Source organism: Bradyrhizobium sp. USDA 336, from assembly GCF_044908355.1.
Classification (GTDB): Bacteria; Pseudomonadota; Alphaproteobacteria; order Rhizobiales; family Xanthobacteraceae; genus Bradyrhizobium; species Bradyrhizobium yuanmingense.
Map to the genome: position 1 here is coordinate 4,552,929 of NZ_JBIYDC010000002.1, position 19,015 is coordinate 4,571,943.

General features: G+C 65.3%; 17 protein-coding genes. 10 read left to right on the plus strand and 7 right to left on the minus strand.

What is annotated here, in order from left to right:
• Positions 1–191: 191 nt before the first annotated feature.
• From ABIA45_RS22235 to ABIA45_RS22250, 4 genes are all read left to right on the plus strand, one after another.
• Positions 192–1,919: an adenylate/guanylate cyclase domain-containing protein gene (locus ABIA45_RS22235; RefSeq protein ID WP_404653644.1), complete on the plus strand. Its 1,728-nt coding sequence runs from the start codon at positions 192–194 to the stop codon at positions 1,917–1,919.
• 332 nt (positions 1,920–2,251) lie between these two features.
• Positions 2,252–3,451 carry a molybdopterin-dependent oxidoreductase gene (locus ABIA45_RS22240; RefSeq protein ID WP_404653646.1) on the plus strand — a complete coding sequence of 400 codons (1,200 nt, stop codon included), beginning with the start codon at positions 2,252–2,254 and terminating at the stop codon, positions 3,449–3,451.
• 12 nt (positions 3,452–3,463) lie between these two features.
• Entirely contained in the window at positions 3,464–3,772 is a 309-nt protein-coding gene (locus ABIA45_RS22245) for a cytochrome c (protein WP_404653647.1), read from the plus strand.
• Positions 3,773–3,980: 208 nt separating this feature from the next.
• A complete protein-coding gene (locus tag ABIA45_RS22250) occupies positions 3,981–4,181 on the plus strand; it encodes a cold-shock protein (protein WP_008563500.1) in 201 nt (66 codons plus the stop codon).
• A 172-nt stretch (positions 4,182–4,353) separates the two neighbouring features.
• Here ABIA45_RS22250 and ABIA45_RS22255 read toward each other — a convergent pair whose 3' ends face one another.
• Positions 4,354–4,815, minus strand: coding sequence for an Lrp/AsnC ligand binding domain-containing protein (locus ABIA45_RS22255; protein WP_057027770.1), 462 nt, complete (start codon positions 4,813–4,815; stop codon positions 4,354–4,356).
• A 114-nt stretch (positions 4,816–4,929) separates the two neighbouring features.
• Here ABIA45_RS22255 and putA point away from each other — a divergent pair, with 114 nt between their 5' ends.
• The 3 genes from putA (at position 4,930) to ABIA45_RS22270 (ending at position 10,049) form a co-directional block, all read left to right on the plus strand.
• Positions 4,930–7,929 (plus strand): bifunctional proline dehydrogenase/L-glutamate gamma-semialdehyde dehydrogenase PutA, encoded by a 3,000-nt coding sequence (gene putA, locus ABIA45_RS22260; RefSeq protein WP_404653648.1) that lies wholly within the window; start codon positions 4,930–4,932, stop codon positions 7,927–7,929.
• A gap of 115 nt (positions 7,930–8,044) precedes the next feature.
• On the plus strand, positions 8,045–9,250 hold the full coding sequence (locus ABIA45_RS22265) for a CaiB/BaiF CoA-transferase family protein (protein ID WP_271541428.1): 1,206 nt from the start codon (positions 8,045–8,047) through the stop codon (positions 9,248–9,250).
• A 151-nt stretch (positions 9,251–9,401) separates the two neighbouring features.
• Positions 9,402–10,049: a glutathione S-transferase family protein gene (locus tag ABIA45_RS22270; protein ID WP_157284979.1), complete on the plus strand. Its 648-nt coding sequence runs from the start codon at positions 9,402–9,404 to the stop codon at positions 10,047–10,049.
• A gap of 197 nt (positions 10,050–10,246) precedes the next feature.
• Here the strand turns inward: ABIA45_RS22270 and ABIA45_RS22275 are convergent, their stop codons facing one another.
• The 6 genes from ABIA45_RS22275 to ABIA45_RS22300 form a co-directional block, all read right to left on the minus strand.
• Positions 10,247–10,411, minus strand: a complete 165-nt coding sequence (locus tag ABIA45_RS22275) for a hypothetical protein (RefSeq protein ID WP_198399824.1) — start codon at positions 10,409–10,411, stop codon at positions 10,247–10,249.
• A 79-nt stretch (positions 10,412–10,490) separates the two neighbouring features.
• Positions 10,491–12,029: a hypothetical protein gene (locus ABIA45_RS22280; RefSeq protein ID WP_404655731.1), complete on the minus strand. Its 1,539-nt coding sequence runs from the start codon at positions 12,027–12,029 to the stop codon at positions 10,491–10,493.
• Positions 12,030–12,122: 93 nt separating this feature from the next.
• Complete coding sequence (locus ABIA45_RS22285) at positions 12,123–13,115, minus strand: hypothetical protein (RefSeq protein ID WP_271541507.1); 993 nt, start codon at positions 13,113–13,115, stop codon at positions 12,123–12,125.
• A 314-nt stretch (positions 13,116–13,429) separates the two neighbouring features.
• Entirely contained in the window at positions 13,430–13,927 is a 498-nt protein-coding gene (locus ABIA45_RS22290; RefSeq protein ID WP_157284980.1) for a TPM domain-containing protein, read from the minus strand.
• A gap of 5 nt (positions 13,928–13,932) precedes the next feature.
• Positions 13,933–14,832, minus strand: coding sequence for a YgcG family protein (locus ABIA45_RS22295; protein ID WP_271541423.1), 900 nt, complete (start codon positions 14,830–14,832; stop codon positions 13,933–13,935).
• Positions 14,833–15,033: 201 nt separating this feature from the next.
• Positions 15,034–15,642, minus strand: coding sequence for a LemA family protein (locus ABIA45_RS22300; protein WP_128264016.1), 609 nt, complete (start codon positions 15,640–15,642; stop codon positions 15,034–15,036).
• Positions 15,643–15,785: 143 nt separating this feature from the next.
• On the opposite strand from ABIA45_RS22300, the gene ABIA45_RS22305 reads away from it, so the two are divergent.
• The 3 genes from ABIA45_RS22305 to ABIA45_RS22315 are packed head-to-tail and all read left to right on the plus strand — an operon-like array spanning position 15,786 to position 19,004.
• The gene (locus tag ABIA45_RS22305; RefSeq protein WP_271541420.1) at positions 15,786–16,640 is read left to right on the plus strand and encodes an enoyl-CoA hydratase; all 855 of its coding nucleotides are present in this window, start codon (positions 15,786–15,788) and stop codon (positions 16,638–16,640) included.
• 5 nt (positions 16,641–16,645) lie between these two features.
• The gene (locus ABIA45_RS22310; protein ID WP_404653650.1) at positions 16,646–17,794 is read left to right on the plus strand and encodes an acyl-CoA dehydrogenase family protein; all 1,149 of its coding nucleotides are present in this window, start codon (positions 16,646–16,648) and stop codon (positions 17,792–17,794) included.
• 13 nt (positions 17,795–17,807) lie between these two features.
• Positions 17,808–19,004, plus strand: a complete 1,197-nt coding sequence (locus tag ABIA45_RS22315) for an acyl-CoA dehydrogenase family protein (protein WP_271541417.1) — start codon at positions 17,808–17,810, stop codon at positions 19,002–19,004.
• Positions 19,005–19,015: the final 11 nt, after the last annotated feature.

Genomic DNA, 19,015 nt, shown 5'->3' on the forward strand with positions numbered 1-19,015 from the left:
AAGCGTGCCCACCGTGAGCATATCGGGATAAAAATGGTGGGCACGGCGCGCAAGTGCGCGCCTTTGCCCACCCTACGGTTCTCGCCCGGGAACGACAGCGGTGCCTTGCGACGCATATCGGACAGGCTGTCCGCCGCCGGAATTAAAGGTTACGCTGGCTGGTCTCCTCCATGACCTGACACAACCGAATCATGGCCACCGCTCCCACACAGATGTCAGTCGTCCGCGCCGCCGGCGTGCGGCAGGTGCGCCTCGTTTGCGGCATCATCCTGTTTGCCTTTGTGGTCAGTCATTTCCTCAACCACGCGCTCGGCAACATCTCGGTCGATGCCATGGAGACCGGGGTCTACTACCACACGCTGTTCTGGCAGTTCCTCCCGGTCGCGATCGTGTTCTACACGGCCGCCCTCACCCATATGGGCCTCGGCCTCTACGCGCTGTATCAGCGCCGCCAGTTCCGCTGGCGAACGATTGAGCCGCTCCAGCTCGTGCTCGGCTTAAGCATCCCCGTCCTCGTCATGGGCCACATCATCGGCGTGCGGCTCGCGCAGACGCTGTACGGGCACGAGAAGCTCTATCCGCAGGAGCTCTATTTGTTCTTCGTGGCGGCGCCGGGTCTGCTCTGGCAGATGACGATCCTGCTTCTCATTGCCTGGGTGCACGGCTGCATCGGCGTCTATTTCTGGCTTCGGCTAAAGCCGTTCTTCACCCGCGCGGCGCCCTATCTGCTCGCGGCCGCCGTGCTGATCCCGACGCTCTCGCTGCTCGGCATCTACCAGGGCGGCCGCAGCGTCGCCGTCGACAGCGACGATGCCGAATGGCGAAAGCAGCATCTCACCCGCCGCCAGGTCGGCACGGTCGCGGAAGGCGATACGCTCGAGCGCATCGCGGGCGGTCTCACCATGGGCTATTTCGGTCTGTTGGGACTGGTGCTGGCGGCGCGCGGCGTGCGCGCCTTGCGCGAACGGCGCGGCGGCATGATCGCGCTGTCCTACGGCAACGGCAAGACGGTGCGGGTCCCCAAGGGCCTGTCGGTGCTGGAGGCGAGCCTGCGCCACAACGTGCCGCACGCCAGCGTCTGCGGCGGCCGCGCCCGCTGCTCGACCTGCCGCATCCGCATCATCGGCGATCATGATGCCCTGCCCACTCCGTCGCAGCGCGAGGCTTTCGTGCTCACCCGCGTCGGCACCGCCGATCCCTCGATCAGATTGGCCTGTCAGCTGCGTCCGACCTCCGATCTCTCCTTCTTCCAGCTCTTCGCAGCTCACACGCATGCAACGGACGGAGCCTCGACATCGGCCAGTATCGGCCAGGAGCGCTATCTCGTCAGCCTGTTCGTGGACATGCGCGGCTCGACGCAGCTGGCCGAGAAGCGCCTGCCGTTCGACACGGTCTTCATCGTCAACCGCTTCCTCGGCGCGGTGTCGCAAGCGGTGATCGAGAACGGCGGCCAGCCGAACCAGTTCGTCGGCGACGGCATGCTGGCGCTGTTCGGACTCGCGGCCGACCCGCAAACCGCCTGCCGGCAGGCGATGAAGGCAGCCGCGGGAATCGCTGCGCATATCGACGAGCTCAACGATCTCCTGAGCCACGATCTGCGCCAGCCGATCCGCTTCGGCATCGGCATCCACGGCGGCGAGGTCATCATCGGCGACATCGGCTATCGCGATCACATCGTCTTCACAGCGCTCGGCGATGCCGTCAACGTCGCCGCCCGCCTGCAGGACATGACGAAGACGCTGGCTTGCGAGGCCGTCGTCTCGGATGAAGTGCGCCGTACCGCTGATATTGCAGAGGACGCGCTGCCGCAGCAGGAGGTCGCCATCCGCGGCCGCGACCAGCCGCTCGCGGTGCGCGTGGTGGCGAATGCGAGGGAGCTGTCGGCGCTGGTCGATCGCAGCGAGCGGGTGGCGGCGTGATTGTTCACCTCTCCCCGCTTGCGGGGAGAGGTCGGAATGCGCGCGTTGCGCGGATTCCGGGTGAGGGGGTACAGGTCTCGCGGCAGTCGAAGGTGTGGAGAGAGGCCCCTCACCCCAACCCTCTCCCCGTAAGAACGGGGCGAGGGAGCGCACCGCCGTCGCAGCCACAGCTCGGCACAATCTCCTACATGCGTAACACCGGCCTGCTGCAACGCAGCGGCATGGGCTTGCCGCGAAAGCGCGAATTGACTTCACGCAAATGGTTGCGACAGATGAGCGCAGGATCGTGGTGATGACCGCCGATCCAACGAGAAGCTCCGGGAGGAGAAGGAATGTTCGATCGACGCGACCTGCTCAAGGGAGCAGGCCTTGCCGCCATGGCGGCCAGTCTGAATTCCACCAAGGCGCTGGCTCTCGACACGGTGACCCTGCCCTTCGCCAACGGCGAACGGCCGCTGGTGAAGTATCCGCAGAAGAGGCCGATGATCGGCCTGACCAGCCGGCCGCCGCAGCTCGAGACGCCGTTTGCGGTGTTCAATGACGGCCCGATCACGCCGAACAACGCGTTCTTCGTGCGCTACCACCTCTCCGACCTGCCCTACGATCTCGACCCCGACAAGTTCACGCTGGAGGTCAAGGGCAAGGTCGACAAGCCGCTGAAATTGTCGCTGAAGGACATCCGCAAGATGAAGGCGACGGAGATCGTCGCCGTCAACCAGTGCTCCGGCAACAGCCGCGGCTTCTTCGAGCCGCGCGTCGCCGGCGGCCAGCTCGCCAACGGTGCGATGGGTTGCGCGCGCTGGCGCGGCGTGCCGCTGAAGAACGTGCTGGAGATGGCCGGCGTGCAAAGCGGCGCCAGGCAGGTCACCTTCAACGGCATGGACGGACCGGTCAACGACAAGACGCCGGATTTCATCAAGGCACTCGACATCGATCACGCCACTGACGGCGAGGTGATGCTGGCTTATGGCATGAACGGCGAGGACCTGCCGTTCCTCAACGGCTTTCCGCTGCGCCTGGTCGTGCCCGGCTATTACGGCACCTACTGGGTCAAGCACCTCAACGAGATCATCGTCATCGACAACGTCTATGACGGCTTCTGGATGAAGTCGGCCTACCGCATCCCCGACACGCCGAACAATGCGGTCGAGCCGGGCACCGCGCCGAAGGCGACGATTCCGATCAACCGCTTCACCATCCGCTCCTTCATCACCAGCGTCCCCGATGGCGCCAAGCTGAAGGCGGGAGCCGTGACCCTGCGCGGCATCGCGTTCGATGGCGGCAAGGGCATCAAGCAGGTCGAGGTCTCCACCGACGGCGGCAGGACCTGGGCCCGTGCCAAGCTCGGCAAGGACCTCGGCAAGTACGCCTTCCGCGAATGGAAGCTGCCGGTGAAGCTCGCGGCCGGCAGCCACGAGCTCAAGGTCCGCGCCGCCGGCAATGGCGGTGAGACCCAGCCGGACATGCCGCGCTGGAACCCGGCCGGTTACTTACACAACGTCGTCGAAACCGTCCGCGTCAGCGTGGCCTGAAGGAGACTGACCATGCAGCGCATCGTTCGCCTCGCCATCACGCTCGCCGTGGCCGCATTAATGGGCTCGTCAGTTGCAGCGCCCGTCAATTACAAGACCCCCGACGAAGTCGCCGCCTTCAAGCCCGGTCCCAATCTCGAGGTCGTGCAGGGCAATTGCAGCGCCTGCCATTCGTCCGACTACGTCGCCACGCAGCCGCCGATGAAGGACAAAAGGGCGTTCTGGCAGGCCGAGGTGACCAAGATGATCAAGGTCTATGGCGCACCGATCGACGATGCCGATGTCGGCAAGATCGTCGATTATCTGGCTGCGACCTACTGACGGACGCCGTCACGCGTGCCGGCCATTTGACCGCGAAACGGGCAAAACCGGCAAAAACGCCGCGAAGTTGAGCGGAATTCGGCGAAATGGCGATGTGGTTTGAGCTACCAAGCCTGCCACATTCCGCGTATCCTGTTAGGACCGAACCGGCCGGTTGGCGGGGACTGGCGGTTCGAGATCTCGGAGGAAGACCCGCGGAGAAGTCGTGATGGCTAAAGGTACGGTCAAGTGGTTCAACCCGACGAAGGGTTATGGATTTATCCAGCCTGCGTCGGGTGGCAAGGATGTGTTCGTGCATATCTCGGCAGTGCAGAAGGCCGGTCTGTCGACCCTCAACGAGGGACAGACGGTGGAATATGAAGAGATCGCAAACCGGGGCAAGACCTCCGCGGAAAACCTCAAAGTATAAGCCCGCGCCAGCCTTTGCTGCCTCCCGGATTTGTCCGGGAGCGGGCCAAGAAAATTTAAGAAGACGGCCGGTGCATTCGACGACAGGCGTTGCGATTGCACAAGGATAGCTATTTTTTCCTTGCGAAGACCGCTCATCGAACCACAGCAATGACAATCGCGACTGCACTTCGCTAACCCACCGGCAGCGGTGCGTCGCGCTTGATCTCCTCCATCACCGCATAAGTTCGCGTCTCGCGCACGCCCGGCATCGACAGCAGGGTCTCGCCGAGAAAGCGTCGATAGGCGGTCATGTCTGCAAGCCGCGCCTTCACAAGATAGTCGAAGCCGCCGGCAACCATGTGACACTCCAGCACTTCAGGGGCGAGCCTCACGGCTCGGGCGAACCGCTCGAAATTCTCGGGCGTCGTCTTGTCGAGCAGCACCTCGACGAACACCAGGAGCCCAAGGCCCAGCCGGTGCGGGTTGAGCCGCGCGCCATAGCCTTCGACAAAGCCCTCGCGCTGCAGGCGCTTCAACCGCTCGCCGATCGAGGTCGGCGACAGCCCGATGCGCTCGGCGAGCTCGACATTGGCGATGCGCCCATCCTCCTGCAGGATCGAGAGGATTTTCCGGTCTGTTCGATCCAGTTCCATAGCTTATGTGGCCAAGTGGCTAATGCTCTTCATTTTCTAAGGCAAATTGGCTAAATTGTCTATCGAACTACGGTCACGCGGGCCTTATCCTGGATTTCAGCCACAGGACACGCCATGCCGAACATCCCGCCCCCCTTCTCCGCGCCCTACGCTCCCGATGATCCCGAGATCGCCGCAAAGCTTCTGCCGGCCTCGCATCTCGTCCCGGCCCAGGAGGCCCGGATCGACCGCACGGCGACGCGGCTGATCGAGGCGATCCGCAAGCGCGACGACCGGCTCGGCGGGGTCGAGGACATGCTGCGGGAGTTCGCGCTCTCGACCAAGGAGGGGCTGGCGCTGATGGTGCTGGCCGAAGCGCTGCTGCGCGTGCCCGATGCACGCACCGCCGACCAATTCATCGAGGACAAGCTCGGCGAGGGCGATTTCATCCATCACGAGACCAAGTCCACCGCGTTCCTGGTCAACGCTTCGGCCTGGGCGCTCGGCCTGTCGGCGCGGGTGATCCAGCCGGGCGAGACGCCCGACGGCACCATCGGCCGGCTGGTGAAGCGGCTCGGCGCACCGGCGGTGCGCACCGCGACGCGCCAGGCGATGCGGTTGATGGGCAACCATTTCGTGTTAGGGGAGACCATCGGGCAGGCGCTGGAGCGGGCTCGGCCGCGCTCCGGCCAGAAGCCGCGCTATTCCTTCGACATGCTCGGCGAAGGCGCACGAACGGCCGCCGATGCCAAGCGCTATTTCGACGCCTATGCCAGCGCGATTGACACGATCGGCAAGGCTTCGGGCAACCATCCCCTGCCCGACCGCCCCGGCATCTCGGTCAAGCTTTCGGCGCTGCATCCGCGTTTCGAGGCGATCAGCCGCGGCCGCGTGATGGCCGAGCTGGTGCCGCTATTGCTGGACCTTGCGCGGCGCGCCAAGGCGCATGACCTCAACTTCACCGTCGATGCCGAGGAGGCTGACCGGCTGGAGCTGTCGCTCGACGTGATCGCAGCGACGCTCGCCGATCCATCGCTTTCCGGCTGGGACGGATTTGGCCTCGCGATCCAGGCCTATCAGAAGCGTGCCAGCGCGGTGATTGACTATGTCGATGAACTCGCCCGCGCGCATGACCGCAAGCTGATGGTGCGCCTCGTCAAGGGCGCCTATTGGGACACCGAGATCAAGCGCGCGCAGGAGCGCGGGCTCGACGGCTATCCCGTGTTCACGCGCAAGGCGATGACCGATCTGAACTTCGTCGCCTGCGCGACGAAGCTTCTCGCCTTGCGGCCGCGCATCTTCCCGCAATTCGCCACCCACAACGCGCTGACGGTCGCGACCGTGCTGGAGCTCGCAACTGATGGCGGCGGCTTCGAGTTCCAGCGCCTGCACGGCATGGGCGAAGCGCTCTACGAGCAACTCGCAAAGGATCATCCTGACATCGCCTACCGCACCTATGCGCCGGTCGGCAGCCATCGCGACCTGCTCGCTTATCTGGTGCGGCGGCTTTTGGAGAACGGCGCCAATTCCTCGTTCGTGGCGCAGGCGGCCGATTATCGCGTGCCTGTCACGGCGCTGCTGCAGCGGCCGGCGGATGCCATTGGCCGGCCGCAACAGGCGCCTCATGCCAAAATACCGTTGCCGGCAGATCTGTTCGCGCCGGAACGGCGCAATTCGCGTGGCGTCGAATTCGGTGAGCGTGCCGCACTCGACCGGCTGCTGACGGACGTGAAGGCCGCGGCGGCCGAGCTTAAGCCTGTCGCTGACGCAACACCGGATCAGGCCAACGCGGCGGTGACGGCTGCGCGCGCCGGCTTTACCAGCTGGAGCCGGACACCTGCAGGCACACGCGCAGCGGCGCTGGAGCAGGCCGCGCATCTGCTGGAGAGCCGGGGCGCCCGTTTCATCGCGCTGCTGCAAGCCGAGGGCGGCAAGACGCTCGACGACGCTCTGTCCGAGCTGCGCGAAGCCGCCGACTTCTGCCGCTACTATGCCGCGCAGGGCCGCAAGCTGTTCGGAAACGATGCCGCCATGCCCGGCCCGACCGGCGAGAGCAATGTGCTTGGCCTGCGCGGCCGCGGCGTGTTCGTCGCGATCTCGCCGTGGAATTTTCCGCTCGCAATCTTCCTTGGCCAGGTCACGGCGGCGCTGATGGCCGGCAACAGCGTGGTGGCGAAACCCGCCGAGCAGACGCCGCGCATCGCGCGCGACGCCGTTGCCCTGCTGCACGAGGCCGGCATCCCCAGAAGCGCGCTGCATCTCGTCACCGGCGACGGCCGCATCGGCGGCGTCCTCACCGCGCATCCTGATGTCGCCGGAGTAGTCTTCACCGGCTCGACCGACGTCGCGCGCCAGATCAACCGGACGCTGGCCGCCAAGGACGGGCCGATCGTGCCGCTGATCGCGGAGACCGGCGGCATCAATGCCATGATCGCGGATGCGACCGCACTGCCCGAGCAGGTCGCCGACGATGTCGTGACCTCTGCGTTCCGCTCCGCAGGCCAGCGCTGCTCGGCCTTGCGGCTCCTGTTCGCGCAGGAGGATGTCGCCGACCGCATGATCGAGATGATCGCGGGCGCCGCGCGCGAACTGAAGATCGGCGATCCCGCGGATGTCGCGACTCATGTCGGTCCAGTGATCGATGACGAGGCCAAGCAGCGCCTCGATGCGCATATCGCGCGGATGAAGCGCGAGGCGCGGCTGCATTTTGCAGGCGCCGCGCCGGATGGCTGTTTCGTCGCCCCGCATATCTTCGAGCTCAAGGAGGCCGGTCAGCTCACCGAAGAGGTGTTCGGCCCGATCCTGCATGTCGTGCGCTATCGCGCGGAGAACCTCGAACGTGTGTTGCAATCGATTGCGCGCACCGGCTACGGGCTCACCCTCGGCATCCATTCGCGCATCGACGACACCATCGAGGCCATCGTCGACCGCGTCCAGGTCGGCAACATCTACGTCAACCGCAACATGATCGGCGCCGTGGTCGGCGTGCAGCCGTTCGGCGGCAGCGGCCTGTCCGGAACCGGCCCCAAGGCCGGCGGCCCGCACTACCTCGCGCGCTTTGCCACCGAGCAGACCGTGACGATCAACACGGCTGCGGCCGGCGGCAATGCCGCATTGCTTGCGGGGGAGGAGTGAGGCCCTGCGCCAGGCGCCGTTGCATCCCGGCAAAACATCGGTCTAATGCTCCCACTACCTGCCCGCGCCAATTCCAGCGTGCGGGAAACGACTGAAGCAAGGGAGCGACGCCGCGATGGAGAAGGGCATTTTTGCAGGCCTGAAGGTTCTGGACTGCGCGAGCTTCATCGCAGCGCCCGCGGCCGCGACCGTGCTGTCGGATTTCGGCGCCGACGTCATCAAGATCGAGCCGCCCGGCACTGGCGACCCCTATCGCAACCTGCCGAACCTGCCGGGCTATCCCTCAGGCGAGCACAATTTCGCCTGGCTCTTGGAGGCACGCAACAAGAAGAGCATCGCGCTCGACCTGTCGAAGCCGGAAGCGCAGGCCGTGCTCTATAGACTGGTGGCGGAGGCCGACGTCTTCATCACCAACATGCCGCCGCCGGTGCGCGCCAAGCTCGGCATCACCTATGACCACCTCGCCCATCTCAACGACCGGCTGATCTACGCCTCCTTCACCGGCTATGGCGAAAAGGGCGAGGAAGCCAACAAGCCTGGCTTCGACAGCAATGCCTATTGGGCGCGCTCCGGCCTGATGGATCTCGTCCGCGCCGACACCGACACCACGCCGGCCCGCTCGGTCGCGGGCATGGGCGACCACCCTTGCGCCATGGCGTTCTACGGCGCGATCGTCACCGCGCTGTATCAGCGCGAGAAGACCGGCAAGGGCTCGCATGTTTCGTCCAACCTGATGGCGAACGGGGTGTGGGCGGCGAGCGTGCTGGCGCAAGCAAAACTCTGCGGCGCCAAGTTCGGCGAGCGGCGCCCGCGGGAGCGCGCGCTGAACGCAGTCGCTAACCACTACCAATGCAAGGACGGCCGCTGGCTAATCCTGTCGCTGCTCAACGAGGAGAAGCAGTTTCCGACACTGGCCAAATGCCTGGGCCGGGAGGATCTGATCAACGATCCCCGCTTCGTCACCAAGGCCGACCGTCACGCCCGCTCGGTCGACCTGATCAAGATCCTGGACGAGACCTTCGCTACCAGGGATCTCGCCGAATGGCGAAGAATCCTCGACGGCAATGGCCTCGTGTTCGGCGTCGTCGCCATCCTGGACGACATCCCCAACGACAAGCAGATGCTCGACAACGAGGTGCTGGTGCCGTTCGAGAACGACACCATGCTCACCATCAACAGTCCGATCTGGATCGACGGCGCCAAGAAGGTGCAGCCGCGCAAGCCGCCCGCGGTGGGCGAGCACAGTGACGAGATTCTGCGCGGGGCGGGATTTGACGAGGCGGCGATCAAGCAGCTGCGGGGCTCGGGGGCGGTCGGTTAAGAGCGCGCGCTCTAACCCCGTCATTGCGAGCGCAGCGAAGCAATCCAGAGTGTCTCCGCGGACGCATTGCTGGATTGCTTCGCTGCGCTCGCAATGACGGCGTGGGCGATCTCGCTTATAATCGCAGCAACAACACGCTTCGCGAGGTCCCATGCCCAGCTACCGCCTGCACTACTTCCCCGAATCCGGCAACAGCTACAAGCTGGCGCTAATGTTGACGCTCTGCGGCGAGACGTTCGAGCCGGTGTGGACCGATTTCGCCGGCGGCGTCACGCGCACGGCGGAGTGGCGCAAGGCCGTCAACGAGATGGGCGAGATTCCCGTGCTCGAGATCGACGGCGTGAAGATGACGCAGACCGCACCGCTGCTGCTGAAGCTGGCCGAGCAATACGGCCGCTTCGGCGCCGAGACGGAGGACGAGAAGTTCGAGCTGCTGCGCTGGCTGTTCTGGGACAACCACAAGCTCACCGGCTATATGGCGACCTACCGCTTCATGCGCGCCTTCACCGAGAAGAACGACCCGCAGGTGTTGAAGCATTTCCGCCGGCGGCTCGAGGACTTTCTCGGCATCCTCGACGGCCATCTCCAGCACAATGCTTTCGCGATCGGCGCAAGGCCGACGGTCGCGGACATCTCGATGATGGCCTATCTGCATTATCCCAGCGACGAGCACGGCTTCGATTTTGCGGCGAGCTATCCCGCCATCCACGCCTGGCTCGGCCGCATGGCCGCGCTACCCGGCTGGAAGCCGGCCTACGAGCTGCTGCCGGGAAAACGGATGACGAATTACGCGACGTGAGGACTCTCTCTTCTCCCTCGCCCCGTTCTTACGGGGAGAGGGTTGGGGTGAGGGGCCTCTCTCCACATGTGAGTTCGTCGAGGGATCTGTACCCCCTCACCCGAATTCGATCGGCGATCGAATTCGACCTCTCCCCGCAAGCGGGGAGAGGTAAACCCGCGGCTCGCTCCGGGCCTTCGGTCGAAGAGTTTGCGGAGCTATCTCAGCGACAGCCAGCCCAGCGTGAACAGAATTCCGCCGACGATGACGGCCACCGCGACGGCCCAGATGCTCACGCGGGCGCTGCCGATAACCTGCTTGGCTTCCTCGTTCCGCGCGATCTCGCGATTGCGCGCCTTGTTGGCTTCGCCGGTATCCGTCATGGGTCATCCAAATCGCTTGAGACTTTATCTTGCGCGTGATCCTTCGGAGAACCGCTCCACACTTTTCCTGGATCACGCGCTAACGTGTCTTGATGAAGCACATGCCGATGCGGCGCGAGGCCGCGGCAGCCTGACAGGTCAGACCGTTAGCACAGCTCCATGACGTAAAACTCCTGTCCGGCGCTCCCGATCCCGCATCTTGCAGGGAACAATGCGCGCCCCAGCCGTCCTGATATTCGCTGCCGGCCAGTTCGCTGCTGCCGCGGGTCTGTGGCCGACTGGCAAATCCGCGTGAGAAATCAGGGGTTTTTCCGGCCGCGAACGCGGTCAGGATGTCGCGGCGGCGGAGCTGGTCGCCGAAGAAGTGCGGCGAGGCGGCCACGATGGCGACATTCGACGGTCTGTCCGCAAGCCAATCGACGCCCGGAAAATGGAAGCCGCCGATGCCACGGGCCTGGTGACAGCCGGCGCAGGTGATGTCGTTGAGACGGCGCTGGAAGCCTGCGACCGAACGGACGTTCTGCATGTCGAGGCCGCGTGCCGCCGCCTGCTTCAGCGCGCCGACCACGTCATTGTCGGTGAAGACGGGATCGCCTTTGCCCTCCCCCTGCATCAAGCCGAACTCCGGCTGCAAGGCTGAAGCGTCGAGGCCGGCGGGGGTCGGCACAATTGCGACCTTGGCCAGGAACTTCTCCGGGATCAGCACGGTGCCGCGATCGAACTCGCGCAAATTCTCCGGCGCGAGCAGCCAAGCCTTGAAGTCGCGCCGCAGCGCATCGTCGGCAAGAATGCGGTCGCGGTCGATCTGGTTCTCCAGCGTCGATTCCTCGAACGTCCTGGTGGCGGCGTCGTACTTGAACACCTTGAGAAGATAGTCGGAGCGGAAATCGTGCAGCGCCGATTTCGGCGCGACCGAGACCTGGATGTTGGTCTCGATGCTGTCGAGCATGGCGTCGTCAGGCGGGAAGCGACTGCCGATCAAGCCCTGCCAGTCGCCGTTGTCGAGCCAGCGCCGCGCGATCTCGGCGCAGTTGATCGGCTTGCCGCTCGCATCCGTCTGGCGCGCGTCGCGCGCCTTCAGCACGAGGTTGAACGTCATCGGCAGGCGCGTTGCGGTTTTGCCGCCATCCGGCCCGCCATCGAACCGCGCGAGACGATAGATCAGCCGGATCTCGCCACAGGACTCTTCCGAGACATAGGCACGGTCCATGCGATTGACGATGCCGGCCAGCACGAAGCGCGCCTCGCGCGATTTCAGATTGGCCCGATCGAACAATTGCGCGTCGAAGCCCTCGCCGACGCCGATGGTCTCACCCGGATAGGTCGTCTTGTACCAGGCGATGTAGCGTTCGAGTTCCGCATCGATCGCGGGCAGAATCGCTTTCAGCTGCGGCAGCGCGGCGAACATCCGCTCGGTCGTGAGCGGGACGTCCGAACTCTGCTGCGGCGACAAAAGACGCGAGATCGTCAGCGTGTTGTTCTGGTCGAGCTTGCGCAGGAGAGCGGGATCGGTGATCGCGGTACCGCGCGTCAGCGCAGTGCTCTCCGCTGCTAGGAGCGAAACGACACCGCCCAGCAATGCGGCAACAGCAACGAGAATTCGCAAGGCGCGGCCCATGCCTGAGGTAACACCGCGCAAGCATGCCTATTCAAGCGAAAAGGCGCTTCACATCGCGGTGAAGCGCCTCTTCGAAAGTCGGATATCGGAGGCTCAGCGTCCGACGATCAGCCCCCTTGAGGTGACGACCACCCAGCGGCCATCCTGGCGGCGGATCGCATCGACACGGCCGACGCCGGGGATGGGGTCGCCGGGATAGACCTCGTAGAGGCCGTCGCGGCCCTCGATCAGCGCGCCGCCGTTGCTGGCGTTGCGCAGCCGCCAGCCTTCAATCGTCGGCAGACGTCCGACTTCGGTCTTGGGCGCTGCGCCGACCGGGGCCGGTGCGGCCGCCGCGGTCGCGACCTGAGTCTGGGGCTGGGTCGGCGCGATCGAGCCGGTGGTCTCCTTGGGCACCGCTGCTGCGGCCTGCGCGGGCGCGGCGGGCGGCGTGGCGCGGAGCTTGTCGACGGTCTCGGACAGCTTTGCGATCCTGGCCAGCGGCTCGGCCTGCGCCTTCTCGAGCTTGTCCAGGCGGTCGTTGGCCCGGTTGAACTGGGTGAGGCCGGTCTTCGAGCTCTGCTCGACAGAGGCCTTGAGTGCGACGAGGTCGGCATCGATCCGCGCGACGGACGCATCCAGCGCGCTGGTGTCGGCGACCTGGACAGGAGCCGGGGCGGGTGCGGCGAAACGCATCATGCCGGCGGTCGCAAGCGCACCGCTGATCGCGCCGACGCTGGCGGCAATCGCCACCACCGCGGCCATCGCCGACAGCCGGCGCTTGCTGCCGGCTTCGCGCGGCTCGTCCGCCTTCCCATGCGGGGCGAACTCCTCGCGCTCCCAGGCGCGGTCGGCGGGGGGCATGACGATGAGCTTGCCGTGCTTCGGCTCAGCCTTTGCCTCGGTCCTGGCCTCAGTGGCTTCGAACTTCGACACTTCGATCCGCGGCGGCTCAATCTTCGGGGCGTCCGCCTTGACCGGATCGGGCTTGGGCGGCGCTTCGTGATCGGGGGCGATCGAGGGGGCCTCGATACCCGCGGCAGCCTCGATGGCCTGCGGCGCTGCCGCGTCGACGGCAGCGGAATCCTGGGCAGCCTGCTCGGGCATTGGTTCGCTCACGGCTCAAATACTCCAGTCTCGGTTGACCTTTTGGTAACTTTCATTGCTTGCGAAATCCTTACCTCGGGACCCGCTTACCGAAATTTTAGGAATTCATCCGGGGCCGAATTGGGCCGGGAAAGTGGAACCGGTGTGGCGGGCGTGAAACAGTTCGTAATCGGGGGAAGATGAACGGGGGCGGAATGGCCCCCCATGGCGTCATTGCGAGCGCAGCTCCGCGGAGGCAGTCTGGATTGCTTCGTCGCAAGGGCTCCTCGCAATGACGGAGCGCGCCGCACGCGCTCCGACCACATCACTATCCGTCACATCACGACGGGAGCATCCGGCAGCTCGTTCGCATGCGGCCCTTGCTTGGGAAAATGCTTTGCCATTTCGCGCGAGACGGCCTCGATGCCATGGATCACGCCGCGTTCGAACCGGCCCGATCTGAACTCGGCCTCCATCGCGCGGCAGATCGTCTCCCAACCCTCCGCGCCGACCTTCGCGTCGATGCCGCGATCGGCGATGATCTCGACGTCGCGGTCGGCGAGCAGGAGATAGATCAGAACGCCATTGTTGTGGGCGGTGTCCCAGACGCGCAGATGCGAGAACACGTCGAGCGCGCGCTCGCGGGCCGGCTGGTTGCGGAACAGCGGACGGCCGTCGAGCGCCCCTTCGACGACGAAGCGGACCTGGCCGGAATGGGTGGCTTCGCCGCGCTTGATCGCCTGCTCGATGCGGTCGAGCACCGCTTGCGGAAAGATCTGCTTCGCGCGCCAATGATGCTGCACGAGATGTCTGGCAATGCGCTTGATGCTCATGACCGCTACCAGCTCCCCGAGGCGCCGCCGCCGCCGAAACTACCCCCGCCGCCGCTGAAGCCGCCGCTGTCGCTGCTTGACGATCCGCTGCTCCATCCGCCGGAGGAGCCGCTCGACCACGAACCGCCGCGCGAACGGCCCGTGCCCGGCGTGATCGCCGAAAACAGATCGGCGACAAACCCGACGATAAAGCCAAGGATGCCGACAGCCGCCGCGAGCGCGGCGGAGCCGAGGATGAGCCAGGTCACGGCTGCGATGATGCCGCCCGTCACAAATGAGCCGAGCAGCCGCCCCAGGACCGCGCGGAAGAACCCGCCAACGCCGATCGAGGCGAACAGCGCCACTGCAAACACCGGCACCAGATCATCCAGATTATTGTGGGCGAAGTTGACGCTGCGCGAGGGTGCCGGCAACGGCTCGCCGTCGATCACCCGCATCATGCGGTCGACGCCTGCGCCGATGCCCGCGGCGAAATCGCCGCTCCTGAATTTCGGGGTGATAGCCTCGTCGATGATGCGCCGGGAGGTGACGTCGGTGAGCACGCCTTCGAGACCGTAGCCGACCTCGATGCGCAAATGCCGGTCGTTCTTGGCGACGACGAGAATCGCGCCGTCGTCGACCTTCTTGCGGCCGATCTTCCAGGCCTCGGCGACCCGAATCGAGAATTGCTCGATCGTCTCCGGCTGCGTTGTCGCGACGATCAGGACAGCGATCTGGCTGCCCTTGCGGTTCTCGAACTCGCGCAGCTTTTGCGTCAGCGTGGCGATGTCGCTGCTGGAGAGCGTGCCGGTCTGATCGACGACACGGCCGCTGAGCTGGGGGACGGCGACGTCGGCGCGGGCGGGGAAGGCAAAGGTGAGGAGGAGGGCTGCAACGATCACCGCGCACCACACCCTCGCTGTCATCCCCCGGCTTGCCGCCTTCGCTGAAGCTTCGGCGCGCCGAGCACCCGTGCGAGCCTCGGCGTAGCCTTGGCGAAGCCGGGACCGGGCGATCCAGTATTCCAGAGACGCCGGCGGGATACGGAGAGGCCGCGGCATATTGGATTCCCCGCTTTCGCGGGGAATGACCGTGGTGGGTGGGACGCGCATCGGGGCCGAACGCGACTACTTCGACGGCGACGGTGCCGGATTGAAGTCCACCTTCGGTGCGGTCGAGATCGCCTTCTCGTTCTCGACCGTGAAGTTCGGCTTCTCCTTGTAACCGAACGCCATTGCGGTGAGGTTGGTCGGAAACGAGCGGACGGTGACGTTATAATCCTGCACCGCCTTGATGTAGCGGTTGCGCGCCACCGTGATGCGGTTCTCGGTGCCCTCGAGCTGCGACATCAGATCCTTGAACAGGGCGTCGGACTTCAGCTGCGGATAGTTCTCGGTGACGACCAGGAGGCGCGACAGCGCGCTGGAAAGCTCGCCTTGGGCGGCCTGGAATTTCTGGAACGCGGCGGGATCGTTCAGCACCTCCGGCGTCGCCTGGATGCTGCCGACCTTGGCGCGTGCATTGGTGACGCCGAGCAGCACGTCCTTCTCCTGCTGGGCAAAGCCTTTCACCGAGTTGACGAGATTGGGCACGAGATCGGCGCGGCGCTGATACTGGTTCACGACCTCGGACCAATTGCCCTTGATCTGCTCGTCCTCGCTCTGGATCGCGTTGTAGCCGCAATTGGTCAGGCTCAGCGAGGCCAGGGCGGCCAGCACGGTCAGGATCTTGCGCATTAAATTTCTCCCGGTGGAATCCGGCGCAAACTATCAGATTGCGCGCCTGAGAAAAGCAGCCGGCTGACGCAAGCCTCTTGCCTCGCACCGGCCGACATAGTCAACTCCGGCAAAACAAGAGCGGAAACACCAGGGGGAACGCGATGTCCTCGTTCGAGACCATCCTCGTGGAACGGCCTGAGCCGGCGATCGCCCGTGTCGTGATGAACCGGCCCGAGGCGCGCAACGCGCAGAACCTGCAAATGACCTACGACCTCAACGCCGCCTTCGACGCGGCGGTGCAGGACGATGCGGTCAAGGTGATCATTCTCGCCGGGAACGGGCCGCACTTCTCCTCCGGCCACGACCTGCGCCCCGGAGACAAGAATACCGCTGGGGTCGATTTCCCGCCGATCGGAAATTGGGGCGGTTTCGCCGAGCCGAACGCCCACGGACGCTTCGCGCGCGAGCAGGAAATTTATCTCCAGATCACCCGGCGCTGGCGCAATCTGGCAAAACCCACCGTTGCCGAGGTCCACGGCAAGTGCATCGCCGGCGGCTTGATGCTGGCCTGGGCCTGTGACCTCATCGTCGCCAGCGACGATGCGGAGTTCTGCGATCCCGTCGTCACCATGGGCGTGTGCGGCGTCGAATGGTTCGTGCATCCCTGGGAGCTGGGGCCACGCAAGGCCAAGGAGTTCCTGTTCACCGCCGACAGCTGGAGCGCGCAGGAGGCGCACCAGCTCGGCATGGTCAACCAAATCGTGCCGCGCGCCGAGCTCTCGTCGCGCGTGCTGGAGCTGGCGCGAAGGATCGCGACAAAACCGTCCTTCGCGCTGAAGCTGACCAAGGAGGCGGTCAACCGCTCGGTCGACGTCATGGGCCAGCCGGCCGCGATCGACCAGGCCTTCGCGCTGCATCAGCTCTGCCACGCGCACAATCTCCAGGAGTTCGGCATGATCGTCGATCCATCCGGCCTGCATCCCTCCGTACGCAAGCCGCCGGCCGCCGCGGAGTAGACGCGATGGATCTCAATCTCAGTGACGAGCAAAAGTTGCTGCGCGAGAGCGCGGAACGATTCGTGGCCGAAAGCTACGATGCCGAGCACCGCCGCAGAATCGCGAACGATCCGCTCGGCTTCAGCCCGGCCGTTTGGAAGCAATTCGCCGAGCTCGGCTGGCTGGCGCTGCCGCTTCCGGAAGAGTTCGGCGGGCTCGGCGGCGGCGCGGTCGATATCGGCATCTTGATGGAGGCCTTCGGCCGGGGCCTGGTTTCTGAGCCTTATGTTGCAACCGTCGTGCTCGGGGCCGCGCTGATCGCCAGATGCGGCACCAGCGAGCAGAAGCAGGCGAGCCTGCCCAAGGTCGCGGACGGATCGCTGAAGCTTGCCTTTGCGCATGCCGAGCGCGCGGCCCGGTTCGATCTTGCCAAGGTCACGACCAGCGCCAACAAGATAGGACAAGGCTGGCGCCTGTCCGGCAGCAAGATCGCCGTGCTCGACGGACATGCCGCCGACGAGATCATCGTCTCCGCCCATATCCACGACCATCGGGGACCCTCGGGCCGGATCGGCCTGTTCCTCGTGCAGGCGACGACGTCAGGACTCGTCATCAGCGATTATCCGCGCCTCGGCGGCGGACGAGCCTGCAATATCGAGCTGTTCGACGCGCATCTGCCGGAAGACGCCCTGCTCGGCGACGGCAGCGATGCCCTGCCCGCGATTGAATGGGCGATTGATCGCGCCATGGCCGCGCTAGGGGCGGAAGCTGTCGGCATCATGCAGACGCTGCTCGACACCACGCTCGACTATACCAAGATCCGAAAACAATTCGGCCGGCCGCTCTCCGCCAACCAGGTGATCCGCCACCGCCTCGCCGACATGGCAATGCAGGTGGATGAGGCGCGCTCGATGGCGCTGCGCGCGGCGTTGAAGGCCGATAGCGCGCCGATCGAGCGTGCCCGGGCAGCCTCGGGCGCGAAGGCGAAGATCGGCAAATGCGCGCGCTTCGTCGGCGAGCAGTCGATCCAGCTCCATGGCGGCATGGGTGTCACCGAGGAGCTCGAGGTCGGCGCCTATTTCAAGCGGCTCGTCGCGTTCGACACGCTGTTCGGCGGCAGCGCGCATCACTATGCCCGCCACGCCGAGCTGGGCCGCAGGGCCATCTCTGCTTAACAAGGAGCGCCTCATGGACCTGTCGTTCAATGCCGAGGAGCGCGCCTTCCAGAGCGAGGTGCGCGGCTTCATCGCCAAGAATCTCACCGAGGAGATGAAGCGCGCGACCGCGCTGACGCCATCGGTGTTCTCCGATCCTGATATCGGGATGGCGTGGCAGCGCGCGCTGCACCGCCAAGGCTGGGGTGCGCCGGGCTGGCCGGTCGAATATGGCGGCCCCGACTGGACGCCGGCGCAGCGCTGGATCTTCGAGACTGAATGCGCCCGCGCCGGCGTGCCCAACGTCAACGTGATGGGCGTGAAGATGGTCGGGCCTGTTATCATCGGCTTCGGCAGCCCCGAGCAAAAGAACTTCTACTTGCCGCGAATTCTCTCGGGTGAGGATTATTGGTGCCAGGGCTATTCCGAGCCCGGGTCCGGCTCCGATCTGTCGTCCCTCAAGACGCGCGCGGTGCGTGACGGCGACGACTACGTCATCAACGGCACCAAGATCTGGACCACGCACGCCCATCACGCCAACCGCATGTTCGCGCTGGTGCGCACCAGCGACGGGCCGCGGCAGCAGGACGGCATCAGCTTCATCCTGATCGACATGAAGACGCCTGGAATCACCATCCGTCCGATCCTCACCATCGGCGGCGACCACGAGGTCAACCAGGTGTTCTTCGACGACGTCCGCGTGCCCGTCGCCAATCGCGTCGGCGAGGAAGGCAAGGGCTGGACCTACGGCAAATATTTGCTCGAGTTCGAGCGCGGCGCGGGCATCGCCTCGGCCAAGCTGCGCGAAGGGCTGAAGGCGATTGCGGACCTCGCGGAGTCCGATTTGACGGGCCGCGCGATCGACAGTCCCGATATCGCGACGCGGATTGCCGAAGTCGAGGTCGACATCGACGCGCTGGAGATGACGGAGCTGCGCGTGCTCTCGGCGCTGCAGACAGGGCAAAACCCCGGCGCGGTGTCGTCGATCCTGAAGCTGCGCAACAGCGAGATCCGCCAGGCCGTGACGCGGCTAGGGGCCGACGTGATCGGCCACGATGCGCTCGCCGTCGAGCCGATGCGCCCGCTCTACAGGCTCAACCACGAGCCGGCGACGCCTGAGGAGATGCTGACGGTGATGCCGGAATATCTCAACGGCCGCGCCTACACCATTTTCGGCGGCACCTCGGAGATCCAGCGCGATATTATCGCGAAGATGATGCTGGGGATTTAGGACTCGTAGCC

Excerpts from the sequence above, each read along its gene's own strand:
- ABIA45_RS22315 (WP_271541417.1), top strand. The coding sequence starts at position 17,808 with ATGGACCTGTCGTTCAATGCCGAGGAGCGCGCCTTCCAGAGCGAGGTG.
- ABIA45_RS22255 (WP_057027770.1), bottom strand. The coding sequence starts at position 4,815 with ATGGAACTGGATCGAACAGACCGGAAAATCCTCTCGATCCTGCAGGAG.
- ABIA45_RS22235 (WP_404653644.1), top strand. The coding sequence starts at position 192 with ATGGCCACCGCTCCCACACAGATGTCAGTCGTCCGCGCCGCCGGCGTG.
- ABIA45_RS22305 (WP_271541420.1), top strand. The coding sequence starts at position 15,786 with ATGTCCTCGTTCGAGACCATCCTCGTGGAACGGCCTGAGCCGGCGATC.
- ABIA45_RS22275 (WP_198399824.1), bottom strand. The coding sequence starts at position 10,411 with ATGACGGATACCGGCGAAGCCAACAAGGCGCGCAATCGCGAGATCGCG.
- putA (WP_404653648.1), top strand. The coding sequence starts at position 4,930 with ATGCCGAACATCCCGCCCCCCTTCTCCGCGCCCTACGCTCCCGATGAT.
- ABIA45_RS22240 (WP_404653646.1), top strand. The coding sequence starts at position 2,252 with ATGTTCGATCGACGCGACCTGCTCAAGGGAGCAGGCCTTGCCGCCATG.
- ABIA45_RS22300 (WP_128264016.1), bottom strand. The coding sequence starts at position 15,642 with ATGCGCAAGATCCTGACCGTGCTGGCCGCCCTGGCCTCGCTGAGCCTG.
- ABIA45_RS22285 (WP_271541507.1), bottom strand. The coding sequence starts at position 13,115 with ATGCCCGAGCAGGCTGCCCAGGATTCCGCTGCCGTCGACGCGGCAGCG.
- ABIA45_RS22290 (WP_157284980.1), bottom strand. The coding sequence starts at position 13,927 with ATGAGCATCAAGCGCATTGCCAGACATCTCGTGCAGCATCATTGGCGC.
- ABIA45_RS22245 (WP_404653647.1), top strand. The coding sequence starts at position 3,464 with ATGCAGCGCATCGTTCGCCTCGCCATCACGCTCGCCGTGGCCGCATTA.
- ABIA45_RS22295 (WP_271541423.1), bottom strand. The coding sequence starts at position 14,832 with ATGACAGCGAGGGTGTGGTGCGCGGTGATCGTTGCAGCCCTCCTCCTC.
- ABIA45_RS22270 (WP_157284979.1), top strand. The coding sequence starts at position 9,402 with ATGCCCAGCTACCGCCTGCACTACTTCCCCGAATCCGGCAACAGCTAC.
- ABIA45_RS22265 (WP_271541428.1), top strand. The coding sequence starts at position 8,045 with ATGGAGAAGGGCATTTTTGCAGGCCTGAAGGTTCTGGACTGCGCGAGC.
- ABIA45_RS22310 (WP_404653650.1), top strand. The coding sequence starts at position 16,646 with ATGGATCTCAATCTCAGTGACGAGCAAAAGTTGCTGCGCGAGAGCGCG.
- ABIA45_RS22250 (WP_008563500.1), top strand. The coding sequence starts at position 3,981 with ATGGCTAAAGGTACGGTCAAGTGGTTCAACCCGACGAAGGGTTATGGA.
- ABIA45_RS22280 (WP_404655731.1), bottom strand. The coding sequence starts at position 12,029 with ATGGGCCGCGCCTTGCGAATTCTCGTTGCTGTTGCCGCATTGCTGGGC.